General features: G+C 68.0%; 10 protein-coding genes. 9 read left to right on the top strand and 1 reads right to left on the bottom strand.

Annotated features, from left to right (window positions below; genetic code table 11):
* Positions 1 to 108 precede the first annotated feature (108 nt).
* The 5 genes from V2I08_RS15780 to V2I08_RS15760 are packed head-to-tail and all read left to right on the top strand — an operon-like array spanning position 109 to position 6,993.
* Entirely contained in the window at positions 109 to 1,098 is a 990-nt protein-coding gene (locus V2I08_RS15780; protein WP_349635937.1) for a MoxR family ATPase, read from the top strand.
* 9 nt (positions 1,099 to 1,107) lie between these two features.
* Positions 1,108 to 1,983: a DUF58 domain-containing protein gene (locus V2I08_RS15775; protein WP_349635936.1), complete on the top strand. Its 876-nt coding sequence runs from the start codon at positions 1,108 to 1,110 to the stop codon at positions 1,981 to 1,983.
* A gap of 2 nt (positions 1,984 to 1,985) precedes the next feature.
* The gene (locus V2I08_RS15770; RefSeq protein WP_349635935.1) at positions 1,986 to 3,125 is read left to right on the top strand and encodes a BatA domain-containing protein; all 1,140 of its coding nucleotides are present in this window, start codon (positions 1,986 to 1,988) and stop codon (positions 3,123 to 3,125) included.
* Positions 3,122 to 5,242: a DUF4175 domain-containing protein gene (locus V2I08_RS15765; protein ID WP_349635934.1), complete on the top strand. Its 2,121-nt coding sequence runs from the start codon at positions 3,122 to 3,124 to the stop codon at positions 5,240 to 5,242. Before V2I08_RS15770 ends, V2I08_RS15765 begins: the two co-directional genes overlap by 4 nt.
* Positions 5,239 to 6,993 (top strand): carboxypeptidase regulatory-like domain-containing protein, encoded by a 1,755-nt coding sequence (locus V2I08_RS15760; protein ID WP_349635933.1) that lies wholly within the window; start codon positions 5,239 to 5,241, stop codon positions 6,991 to 6,993. Before V2I08_RS15765 ends, V2I08_RS15760 begins: the two co-directional genes overlap by 4 nt.
* Here the strand turns inward: V2I08_RS15760 and V2I08_RS15755 are convergent.
* A complete protein-coding gene (locus V2I08_RS15755; protein WP_037478656.1) occupies positions 6,978 to 7,430 on the bottom strand; it encodes a hypothetical protein in 453 nt (150 codons plus the stop codon). The genes V2I08_RS15760 and V2I08_RS15755 overlap by 16 nt on opposite strands.
* A 152-nt stretch (positions 7,431 to 7,582) precedes the next feature.
* Here V2I08_RS15755 and V2I08_RS15750 point away from each other — a divergent pair, with 152 nt between their 5' ends.
* The 4 genes from V2I08_RS15750 to V2I08_RS15735 all read left to right on the top strand — a co-directional run bounded on the left by V2I08_RS15750 (position 7,583) and on the right by V2I08_RS15735 (position 11,509).
* The gene (locus V2I08_RS15750; protein WP_349635932.1) at positions 7,583 to 8,254 is read left to right on the top strand and encodes a spermidine synthase; all 672 of its coding nucleotides are present in this window, start codon (positions 7,583 to 7,585) and stop codon (positions 8,252 to 8,254) included.
* Positions 8,255 to 8,324: 70 nt separating this feature from the next.
* Complete coding sequence (locus V2I08_RS15745) at positions 8,325 to 9,953, top strand: alpha-D-glucose phosphate-specific phosphoglucomutase (protein ID WP_349635931.1); 1,629 nt, start codon at positions 8,325 to 8,327, stop codon at positions 9,951 to 9,953.
* A gap of 88 nt (positions 9,954 to 10,041) precedes the next feature.
* Complete coding sequence (locus V2I08_RS15740; protein ID WP_349635930.1) at positions 10,042 to 10,725, top strand: DUF2490 domain-containing protein; 684 nt, start codon at positions 10,042 to 10,044, stop codon at positions 10,723 to 10,725.
* Between the two features lie 67 nt (positions 10,726 to 10,792).
* Complete coding sequence (locus V2I08_RS15735) at positions 10,793 to 11,509, top strand: 2OG-Fe dioxygenase family protein (protein ID WP_349635929.1); 717 nt, start codon at positions 10,793 to 10,795, stop codon at positions 11,507 to 11,509.
* The last annotated feature ends 2 nt before the right edge of the window (positions 11,510 to 11,511 follow it).

Raw genomic sequence — 11,511 nt, 5'->3', positions numbered from 1 at the left:
GCGGGCAATCTGTTCCTCCAGCGCGGCGAAGCCTTCGCTAATCCAGTGAGCGATCCAGGCGGTGATCTGATCTGGGGGCAGAGCATCAGCCTTCGATAAGGAAGCCCAATGACCGACCTCACCGAAGCCGAAATCCAGACGCGCCTGGCCGCGCTCACCCAATTGCGCGCCGCGATCGGTCAGGCGATCGTGGGCCAGGCCGATGTGGTCGAACAATTGCTGATCGGCCTGCTCGCCGGTGGCCATTGCCTGCTCGAAGGCGTGCCGGGCCTTGGCAAGACCCTGCTCGTCCGCTCGCTTGGCGAAGCGCTCAAGCTCGACTTCCGCCGCGTCCAATTCACGCCGGACCTGATGCCCAGCGACATCCTCGGCACTGAATTGCTGGAGGAAGACCATGGCACCGGCCATCGCAGCTTCCGTTTCCAGCCCGGCCCGGTCTTTACCAACCTGCTGCTGGCCGACGAACTCAACCGCACCCCGCCCAAGACGCAGGCGGCACTGCTGGAGGCGATGCAGGAAAAGACGGTGAGCTATGCCGGCGTCACCCACCGCCTGCCCGCCCCCTTCTTCGTGCTGGCGACGCAGAATCCGCTGGAGCAGGCCGGCACCTACCCCTTGCCCGAAGCCCAGCTCGACCGCTTCCTGCTGCACATCCGCGTCGATTATCCCAGCGAAGTGGAGGAACGCGCGATCCTGGCGCAGACCACCGGGTCAAAGCCCGGCACCGTCCCCGCCGTGATGGCGGGGGAGGAAGTGCTGGCGCTGCAGAAACTGGTGCGCGACGTGCATTTCGGCGACGAGCTGCTCGACTGGGTGACGCGGATCATCCGCGCCAGCCGCCCCGGCGAAGGCGCGCCCGACGACATCGTCCGCTATGTCAAATGGGGCGCTGGTCCCCGTGCGGGCCAGTCGCTGATCCTGGCTGCCAAGGCGCGCGCGCTGTTGCAGGGACGCCTCGCCGCCACCCGCGACGATATCGTTGCGCTGGCCGCGCCGGTGATGCGTCATCGCCTGCTGCTGTCCTTCGCGGCCGAGGCCGAGGGGCGCAGCGCCGACGATGTCATTGCCTCGCTGCTGCGCGCCGTGCCGCTCGCCTGATCGCGCATCATGGCCGACCTGATCCCCGCCGATGTCCGCCGCAGGCTCAAAAGCCTGCGCCTCGTCACGCGGCGCGCGGTCGGGCAGCATGGCATCGGCCTGCACCAGAGCCACAGCCGCGGCGCGGGTTTGGAATTCGCCCAATATCGCGCCTATGAGCCGGGCGACGAACTGCGCCAGATCGACTGGAAACTCTACGCCCGGTCGGACAAATTCTTCGTGCGGGAAGCGGAACGCGAAAGCCCGGTTGCGGTCTGGATAGTGATCGACGCCAGCGCATCGATGGGCCAGGCCGATGCGGGCCGCCCCGACTATAGCCGCTTCGACGCCGCCAAGGCGATGGCCGCATCGATCGGCGAACTGGCGATGCAGCAGGGCGATCGGTTCGGCCTGATGGCGCTGGGCGATGCAGGCCTCACCCTGCTGCCCCCCGCCACGGGCCTGCGCCAGCGCGACCGGCTGTTGCTCGACCTGCTGGCGCTGCGCACCGCCACCGGCTTCCCGCCCGAAGACCAGCTTGCCCCGGTGTGGGAGCGGATCGGCGCGCATGATCTGGTCATCCTGTTGAGCGACTGTTTCGATGAAGGCGCGGTGGCGCTGGTCGAGAAGCTGGCCGCCGCCGGGCGCGAGACTTTGGTGGTCGAGATGCTGACGCTCGCCGAGCGCGATTTCCCCTTCAGCGGCGGCTATCGCTTTCGCGATCCCGAAACCGGCGAGGAACTGCTCGCCGATGGTGTCGCCCTGCGCACCGAATTTCTGGCCCGCTTCGCCGAAGCGCGCGCCGCGTTGCACGCCCGGCTGGACGCGGCGGGCGTGGTCCATGTCGCGCATATGCTGGACGAGCCGGTCGACCTGCCGCTGCGCCGCCTGTTCGCAGCGGTCTGACCATGGGGCTAAGCCTCCTCTTTCCCGCCACGCTGACGGCGTTGCTCGCCCTGCTGGTGCCGCTCGCCATCCATATCGCGCGCAAGAGCGAACAATTGCCGACCGACTTCGCCGCATTGCGCTGGCTGCGGTCGAAACCCCGCCCCCGATCGCGCCTACGCTTTGACGAATGGCCCCTGTTGCTGCTCCGGCTCCTGCTGCTGGCACTGCTCGCGCTGTGGCTGGCGCAGCCGGTCCTGTCCGGCGCAGGCGACGATACGCCCTATGTCGCGGTCGTGCCGGGCGCGCAGATGGATCGCACGCAGTTTACGGATGCGCGGGTCCATTGGCTCGCCCCCGGCTTTCCGTCGATCGAAGAGCCCGCACCCACCGGCCCCTTCCCCGTCGCCAGCCTGATCCGCCAGATCGACGCCGATTTGCCTGCCGGAACCCCGCTCACCATCCTCACGCCACAGGTCATCGACGGCGCGGATGCCGCCCGCCTGCACCTGTCGCGCAAGGTCGACTGGAGCATCGAGCCCGGCACCATGCCCTCGCCCACCACGGCACCATCCCCCGCCCCGACCGTCGCGATCCGCTACGACGCCGCGCATCGCCCCGCCCTGCGCTATCTGCGCGCCGCCGCCACGAACTGGCAGCCCACCGAACGCCCGCTCGACAGCGCCCCGCTCGACAGCCCCTTGCCCGACCGGCAGCATGTATTGATCTGGCTCGCAGGCGGCACCCTGCCGGACAATGTCATCGCCTGGATCACAAAGGGCGGCACGGCCCTGATCGCCAGCGATGCCACCCCGCCAAACGACACCCCGACGCCGCACTGGCGCGAAGCGCTCGGCATACCGCTGGTCGAAGGCGCACCGCTGGGCGCTGGCCGATGGCTCCGCTTCACCCGGCCGCTACGCCCCGCCGACATGCCCGTGCTGCTGGATGGCGATTTCCCCGCGCAACTGCGCCGTCTGCTCGCCCCCTCCCTCTCACCGCCCACGCGCGTCGCCGCTGCCGACTATGCGCCGCTCCCCGGCGGACGCGCCTATGACCAGCAACCCGAACCGCTCCGCCCCTGGCTGGCGCTGCTCATCGCGCTGTTGCTGATCGCCGAACGCTGGCTCGCCACCCGCCGCAGCCGGGGCGTATCGCCATGAGCGCCACCGCCCTCACCCGCCAATGGACGGCCCCCGCCCGCACACGCGCTTTCCTCAACGCCGCCGCCATCGGCGTGCCGCTGGCAATCGGCGCGGGTGCCGTGGCCTGGCGGCTGGCAGGGATCGGCACGGCCATCGCCGCCATCGCAATCGGCCTGACCCTATCGCTGCTCATCGCGCTGCGGCTGGCGGCGCGGTTCGATGAACGTTGGCTGATCCGCACGCTCGATGCCCGCCGCCCCGACATGGAAGACAGCGCTGCGCTGCTGTTCGCCGACGTTGCCACCCTCGGCCCGCTCCAGCGGCTACAGAGCGCGCGCCTGACCGCCCGCATCGACGCCGAAACCCCCGACCAACTGGCCCCCGACTGGCGACGGCGCAGCATCGCCCTAACCGCCATCGCTGCGCTGAGCATCATCGCCTTTGCGCTCCTCTGGCCCCGTCCCGGCGAAGGCCCGCCCACCCTCGCCCCTGCCAGCGAAGGCGTCGCGGCAGCGCCCGGCATCCCGCGCCTCGTCGCGCAAAATCTCCGCATCCTCCCACCCGCTTACACCGGCCTGCCCGTGCGCGACTCCCAGTCGCTAGACGCCCGCGTGCCGCACGGATCGCGGCTCGAATGGACGTTGCGCTTCGATCCGCAAGCCAACGTCCCGCACCTGCTGATGCTTGGCGGCCAACCGCTCGCGCTGCGCCGCGACGGCGAAGACTGGATCGCCAGCCGCACGGCCGACGCCGCCTTCCTCTACCGCGTCGATCCCGCCGCAGGGCGCGGCCCGACGCCACCGCTGCACCGTATCGATGCCATCGCCGACGCCGTGCCACAGGTGAAGGCCATCAGCCCGAAGGCCAGTCTGACCTTGGTGTCGCCGGGCCAGCGCAACTGGTCCCCCGCCTTCGCTGCGACCGACGATTATGGCGTGGCCGCAAGCGCCCGGCTGCGCATCACGCTGGCCATCGGCGAAGGCGAAAATGTGACCTTCACCGAGCGCGAGATTGCGGTGCGCGGCAGCGGCCCCGCGCGCGACCGCCGCTTCGCCCCCCGCCTCGATTTCGGAACGCTGGGCTTTGGCCCCGGCAGCGACATGGTGGTACAACTCATCGTCCGCGACAATCGCAGCCCAACCCCGCAGGAAGCGCGCAGCCCCAGCCTCATCCTGCGCTGGCCATCGGCGCAACAACCCGAAGGCAGCGGGCTGGAGGGCATGGTCAACACCGTCCTGCCCGCCTATTTCCGCAGCCAGCGGCAGATCATCATCGACGCCGAAGCACTGCTTAAACAGAAATCCCGCCTCAGCGCCGATCGCTATCTCGCCCGTTCCGCCAGCATCGGCACCGACCAGCAGATTTTGCGCGGCCGCTACAGCCAGTTTCTGGGCGGCGAGGAATCGGCCCAGCCGCAACTCCCCACCGCTGACGCGGAAACCCATCATAATGGCGATGGCCATGACCATGGCCCGCCGCGCCAACCCGCGCCCGGCTTTGGCGTCGCCGAGGACGTGCTGGCGGATTACGGCCATCCCCATGATGACAGCGCATCGTCCAGCCTCGACCCCGAAACCCGCGCCATCCTCAAAAATGCCGTCGATGAAATGTGGCAATCCGAAGTGCATTTGCGGCAGGGGCATCCCGATCTCGCCCTTCCCTTCGCCAATCGCGCGCTCCGCTTCATCAAGGAGGTGCAGCAGGCGACCCGCATCTTCCTGTCGCGCGTCGGACCGGAACTGCCACCCATCGACCCCAGCCGCCGCATGACCGGCAAGCGCGAAGGCGCGGCCAGCCGCACGCTGGCGGTCGCACCGATCGAGCGCGGCGATGGCCCCGCCGCCGCCGCCTGGCGCGCGCTGGGCGACGGGCCTGGCGCGATCCGGGGACCGATCGCGCTCGATGCGCTGGACCGCTGGGTGCGCAGCGAAGCCGCCCGCCTGCCCGATGCGCTGGCCCTGTCGGGCGCGCTCGACGCGGTGCGGCGCGACCCCGATTGTGCCCCCTGCCGAGCGACGCTGCGTGGACTGTTGTGGACGGCGATGGAACGGCCGCCCGCCCGTCCCGCGCGCCGCGTGGCCCCCGACGCCAACGGCACGCGCTATCTTCGCGCGATCGAGGGAGCCGCGCCATGACCATCGAACGGATCGTCGCCGCCCTGCTGATCCTCGCCGTGCTGATGGCCTCGCTGCGCCTGATCCTGTGGCAGCGATCGAGCGCATCCGCGCCATGGCGTCTGGCGGCCTTGCTCCTGCTTCAGCCGCTCTGTGCAGGCCTCCTATTCCTGACGCTCTATCCACCGCCGACCCCGACGACGGGCGACACGCTGCGCATCGCGACCGCCGGAACCCCGCGCTTGGCTGCGGCGACGCCGGGCGCGCCGCTCGTCATCCTGCCCGAAGCAGGCGACATCAGCGGCGACGAAAGCGCCCCCGACCTCGCGACCGCGCTGCGCCGTCATCCCGCTGTCGGCACCATCACCGTACTGGGCGAAGGCTTGGCCGCCCGCGATCTGGAGGCAGCACTCGCCGTCGCGGTGCGTTTCACCCCGCCCCCGTCCCGTCCCGGCATCAGCCATATCGCCCCACCCCGCGGCATCGCGCCGGGCGAGGCTTTCAGCGTGGGTGGCCAGCTAACCGCCCTGCCCCGCGCAACCATCGACCTGCTCGATCCCGCCGGGCGCGTGACCGATAGCGCCATGCCCGATGCAAACGGCTATTTCACCCTGACCGGCACTGCCCGCGCAGCCGGAACCACCGCCTTCACCCTGCGCGTGCGGGATGGGCAGCGCGTGGTCGAGCAAACCGCCGTTCCGCTGCTGGTAACCGACAGCGCATCTCCGCGCCTGCTGATCCTGGCCGCCGCACCGGGGCCAGAGGTCAAATATCTACGCCGCTGGGCCACCGACGCGGGCTTCGCCGTCACGACGCAGATGAGCGCGGGCGGCGGCATCGCGCTCGGCGATCCCACCATCGCCATCAACGGTGCAACGCTACGGCGGTTCGATCTCGCCATCGTCGATGATCGCAGTTGGGCGGCGCAGCGCGGCGCCCTGACCGGCGCGGTGCGCGAAGGACTGGGCCTGGTGCTGCGCCCCAGTGGGCCGATCGACGGCGCGACCCGCACGCAATGGCGCGCCTTGGGTTTCGGCATCGGCGGCGGCGATCTCGCCCCCATTGCCCTGCCCAAAGTCGCCGCGCCCGCGCTGAGCGGCACCCGTCTCGGCATCGGCAGCACGGATGCGCCGGTCGATATCGCTACGCCCGACGATCTGCTGCCCGATGTCAGCCGCCTGCCCCTTACCCCCGCCGCGCAGGCACCCACCTTATTGCAGGACGCCAGCGACGCCCCCCTCGCCCAGTGGCGCGCGATCGGCACCGGCCGTATCGCCCTGTTCGCGGGCGTGGACAGCTATGCGCTGACCCTGACCGGCCATCGCGCGCTGCATAATGATTGGTGGAACGCTCTGCTGCGCACCATCATCCGCCCGGCATCCGGCGTGCAACAGTCTGGCCTGATCGGTTGGGCGAACGAACGCCTGACCCTATGCGGCCTGCCCGCCCCGACCCCGGTCGAGCGCCCCGATGGACGGCGGGCAACGATATTGCCGGTCCAAGGATGCGCAGCCTTCTGGCCCGATAGCGCAGGCTGGCACCGGACCGGCACCGGCCAATCCTTCTATATCTATCCCGCCCACGCCCTGCCCGCGATGCGTGCCGCGCGCGATCGGGCCGCCATGCTCGCGCTCCGCCCGCCAACCGCAACCGACCGGGCTGGCGACAGCGCACCCGGCCCATCCTGGCCCTTCGCCCTCGCCTGGCTGATCGCCAGCGCCTTGCTCTGGCTGCTGGAACGCGCGCGTCGGGGCCGTCAGTCGGCCATGTAGAAATCGCGCAAGGCCCGTGCATCATGCAGGGCATTGTGCGGCACCCGGCTATTGGCCGCCGCGCTGAACCCCGCCGCGTTGATCAGTTCGAGCCGCAACCCGAAATCGACCCCCGCCATCTGCCCTGGCCCCGTCACCAGCAGCGCACAGAAATGCGCCAGGTCTTCGGGCCAATCGGCGATGATGACGGGATCGCTATCCCCTTCCAGATAGGCCGCGACATGGTCCGCCGCCTCCACCCGGTTCAATTCCAGGTCGATGCCCGGCGGCACATGGCGCAGATAGGGGACGACATGCTGCGCGACCCAGGGTTCGACATCGTCGGGCAACGGCAGCGAGACGTAAAATTCCTCGTCATCCGCATGTTCGGGCACCAGCGCGACGCTGATCAGCACGCCGCCAAAGCCGTTAAATTCGGTGTCGAGAAAATAGCGCATGAAAAGAAGAACTGCCTTGCCCGTGTTCGATAAGGCAGGGCCGATAGCATCGCCGCCGCCCACATGCCATGCCGTGCGACGCGCCGTAGCATTTGCGCGACGCACGCCAAGCTGCCATGCGCGCCACAACGCCATCACCAAAGGATCGATCAATGACGCCGCGCGAATTTCTGGGGTCCGCCGCCGTGCCGGGGGGGCAGGAACTGATGCTCTACCGGCGCGGTGGCGATTTCATGATCGTGCTCGACCGCAATGAATTGATGAGCAGCCGGATGAGCGGCTCCGAAAAGGCGCTGGCGCTGATGACGATCGAGCGGCTGGCGGGGCGCAAAGCCCCCCATCTGCTGATCGGCGGCTATGGCATGGGCTTTACCCTGCGCGCGGCGCTCGGCGTGCTGGGGCAGGATGCGCGCATCACGCTCGCGGAACTGGTGCCTGAAATCATCGACTGGGCGCGCGGGCCGATGGCGGAATTGGCCGATGGCTGTCTCGACGACCCGCGCGTCGACCTGCGGATGGGCGATGTCGTGCCCGTCATCGCCGCGGGCCGCGCCTGCTATGACGCCATCCTGCTCGACGTCGATAATGGCCCGGATGGGCTGACCGCCGCCGCCAATGACCGGCTCTACAGCGCGACGGGGCTTGCGGCGGCGCGGGCGGCGCTGACGCCGGGTGGCATCCTGGCGGTCTGGTCGGCCGGGTCGGACGATGCCTTCACCCGCCGTCTGGCCAGCGCTGGCTTTGCGGTCGATGAAGTCGCCGTGCGCGCGCGCGACAATGGCAAAGGCCCACGCCATGTCATCTGGTTTGCACAAAAGCGTTGAACATGCTGGATTGAAAAGGTCCGTCCAGCCGGGCCATAAAGACAATAGCCGACACTAAAGGGATGCCCGCGTGATCCACACCGTTTCGACCCAGCCTTTCACGGACCAGAAGCCCGGCACGTCGGGCCTGCGCAAGAAGGTACGCATCTTCGCGCAGCCCCATTATGCCGAAAATTTCATCCAGTCGGTGTTCGACAGCCTGGACGGTTTTGCGGGGCAGACCCTGGTCGTCGGCGGCGACGGGCGCTATCTCAACCGCGAAGTCATCCAGATCGTGCTGAAAATGGCGGCGGCCAATGGCTTTGGCCGGGTGCTGGTGGGCCAGGGCGGCATATTGTCCACGCCCGCCGCCTCGCACCTCATCCGCGCATCGGGCGCCTTTGGCGGTCTCGTCCTGTCAGCCAGCCACAATCCGGGCGGCCCGGACGAAGATTTCGGCATCAAATATAATATCGGCAATGGCGGCCCGGCCCCTGAAAAGGTGACCGACGCGATCATCGAGCGCACCCTTTCGATAGAAAGCTACAAGATCCTCGACGCCCCCGACATGGATCTCGACACGATCGGCACGGCCACGCTGGGCGGCATGACCGTCGACGTGGTCGATCCCGTCGCCGCCTATGCCGACCTGATGGAAAGCCTGTTCGATTTCGCCGCGATCCGCGCGAAGATCGCCGACGGCTTCACCCTCGCCTTCGATTCGATGAGCGCCGTGACCGGGCCTTACGCTGTCGAGATTTTCGAAAAGCGGCTCGGCGCGCCGCAGGGCACAGTCATGAACGGCACGCCCTTGCCGGACTTCGGCCATCATCATCCCGACCCGAACCTGGTTCATGCCAAGGAGTTGTACGACTGGATGATGGCCCCCGACGCGCCCGATTTCGGCGCAGCGTCGGATGGCGATGGCGACCGCAACCTCATCATCGGGCGGCATTGCTATGTCACGCCGTCGGATTCGCTTGCGGTCCTCGCGGCCAACGCCCACCTCGCGCCCGGCTATGCGGCGGGCCTCAAGGGCATCGCCCGCTCCATGCCGACCAGCGGCGCGGCCGACCGGGTCGCCGAGAAACTGGGCGTGCCGCTTTATGAGACGCCCACAGGCTGGAAATTCTTCGGCAACCTGCTCGACGCGGGCATGGCGACCATCTGTGGCGAGGAAAGCGCGGGCACTGGCTCTGACCATGTGCGCGAAAAGGACGGCATCTGGGCGGTACTGCTGTGGCTCAACATCCTCGCCGTGCGCGGCGAAAGCGTCGCTGCGGTCATGGCCGATCATTGGGCCACCTATGGCCGCAATTACTATGCCCGCCACGATTATGAAGCCATCGCCAAGGACAAGGCCGACGCGCTCATGGCAACGCTGCGCGCGTCGCTCGACGGCCTGCCCGGCACGACCAACAGCGGCGGCACGATCAAGAGCGCCGACGATTTCGCCTATACCGACCCCACCGACCAGTCGATCAGTCGCAACCAGGGCGTCCGCATCCTGTTCACCGACGGATCGCGCGTGGTGTTCCGCCTGTCGGGCACCGGCACAGAAGGCGCGACCCTGCGCGTCTATCTCGAACGCTATGTCGATACCGATGGTGACCTGGCCATGGAAACGGGCGACGCCCTCGCCCCCCTGATCGCCGCCGCGCAGGAAGTGGCGGACATTGCGGGCTATACCGGCATGGACCAGCCCAGCGTCATCACCTGACGCCCCTCACGAAATCGCCATTTGCAACAATAGGGAAACGAAGCGAACCTACGGGCCATCCTTCTCCCGTCCGTTTGAAGGAGCGCCCATGCGCCGCCTCTGCCTATCATTATCCGCCTGTCTCGTAGGTCTTACCATGCCTGCCCAGGCGCAAACCAGCCAGGACGAGCAAATCTGGCTCAACCTGACCGCCATGGGATCGGTAAAGGGCGACCTCGTCTATCTCGCCGAAATTCAGCCGCGCGTCGGCGATGGCGTGTCGCGGGTCAATCAGGCGATCTTTCGCGGCGCGCTGGGCTGGAAATTGTCCCCGACTATCACCGTCTATCAGGGCTATGCCCATATCGTGTCGCCAGTCGAAAACGGCACCGATCTGAACGAGGATCGCAGTTTCCAGCAACTTAACTGGACACTCGGCAAACCCTGGGGCGGCGAACTCATGTCGCGCACCCGGCTGGAACAGCGCTGGCGATCGGACGGCGACGATATGGGCTGGCGGGTGCGCGAAATGCTCCGTTACGAAAAGCCTCTGCGGCCGGGCAGTGATAAAGTCAACGCGCTGGTCTATGCCGAAGGCTTCGTCGCGCTCAACGACACCGACTGGGGCGTGAAGGGCGGCTTTGATCAGGCGCGCGGCTTCGTCGGGGTGGAATTGGGCCTGCCGGGCGCCTCCACGGCGGAGGTCGGCTATCTGGCGCAGGTCGTGGATCAACGCGGCGGGCGCACCGCCGTCAATCATGTCGCCTCGCTCACGCTCTTCTTCCGGCATTGACGCGCACGATCCGGCTGGGGGCAAATGGCCCTGTCGTTCGTTGACGGGGGACACTATGGCCCCTTGCATGACCAACCACCCGCCCCTGCCCGATAGCGCCCTTAGCGACAGCATGACCGCCATCGGCTATGCCCGACTGGAGGGGCACGACACGATCGCGCGACTGCATGCCGATGCGACCGATTGGCGCGCCTTCGCCGCCAGTTGGAACGATCTCGGCCCCGATCTCTACATGGCCGACGGCGGCCGCTATCGCCGCCGCCGCCACGCCATCTTCCTGTGCGACCATGGCCGTTTCGCGCGCATGCCGCACCAGCCCCATTATCAAAGCCGCGACTATAACCCGCTCAATGGCGACGTGCAGCGCTGGTTCGATCCGGTCGAACAGGCGGTCATCGACAACCCGGTCTGCCAGGCCATCTTCGCCTTGTGCGCCGCGCAGTTCGACCCAGCGGCTCAGGGTCGCTGGCATGTCGAAATGCACCAGTTCCGCATCGAGGCGAAGCCCGATGAAGTCGGCCGCCCGACCCCCGAAGGGCTGCACCGCGACGGCGTCGATCACGTCTTCGTCATGCTGGTCGAACGCAACAATGTGCGCGAAGGCATCACCCGCATCGGCGCACCCGACGGCACGCCGCTCGGCGAATTCATGCTGGCGCAGCCAGGCGACGCGATGCTGATCGACGATCGCCGCATCCTGCATGGCGTAACCGAAATCCACCCGCACGACCCCACCCGCCCCGCCTGGCGCGACGCGCTGGTGGTGACCTTCGCCGCAACCTGAAA

This window comes from Sphingobium sp. MK2, from assembly GCF_040170545.1.
Lineage (GTDB): Bacteria > Pseudomonadota > Alphaproteobacteria > Sphingomonadales > Sphingomonadaceae > Sphingobium.
This window is presented reverse-complemented; position numbering and strand designations above follow the sequence as displayed.

Bases quoted from the DNA above. Each gene is read 5' to 3' on its own strand.
- V2I08_RS15735 (WP_349635929.1), top strand. From the start codon at position 10,793: ATGACCAACCACCCGCCCCTGCCCGATAGCGCCCTTAGCGACAGCATG.
- V2I08_RS15780 (WP_349635937.1), top strand. From the start codon at position 109: ATGACCGACCTCACCGAAGCCGAAATCCAGACGCGCCTGGCCGCGCTC.
- V2I08_RS15740 (WP_349635930.1), top strand. From the start codon at position 10,042: ATGCGCCGCCTCTGCCTATCATTATCCGCCTGTCTCGTAGGTCTTACC.
- V2I08_RS15760 (WP_349635933.1), top strand. From the start codon at position 5,239: ATGACCATCGAACGGATCGTCGCCGCCCTGCTGATCCTCGCCGTGCTG.
- V2I08_RS15755 (WP_037478656.1), bottom strand. From the start codon at position 7,430: ATGCGCTATTTTCTCGACACCGAATTTAACGGCTTTGGCGGCGTGCTG.
- V2I08_RS15750 (WP_349635932.1), top strand. From the start codon at position 7,583: ATGACGCCGCGCGAATTTCTGGGGTCCGCCGCCGTGCCGGGGGGGCAG.
- V2I08_RS15765 (WP_349635934.1), top strand. From the start codon at position 3,122: ATGAGCGCCACCGCCCTCACCCGCCAATGGACGGCCCCCGCCCGCACA.
- V2I08_RS15770 (WP_349635935.1), top strand. From the start codon at position 1,986: ATGGGGCTAAGCCTCCTCTTTCCCGCCACGCTGACGGCGTTGCTCGCC.
- V2I08_RS15775 (WP_349635936.1), top strand. From the start codon at position 1,108: ATGGCCGACCTGATCCCCGCCGATGTCCGCCGCAGGCTCAAAAGCCTG.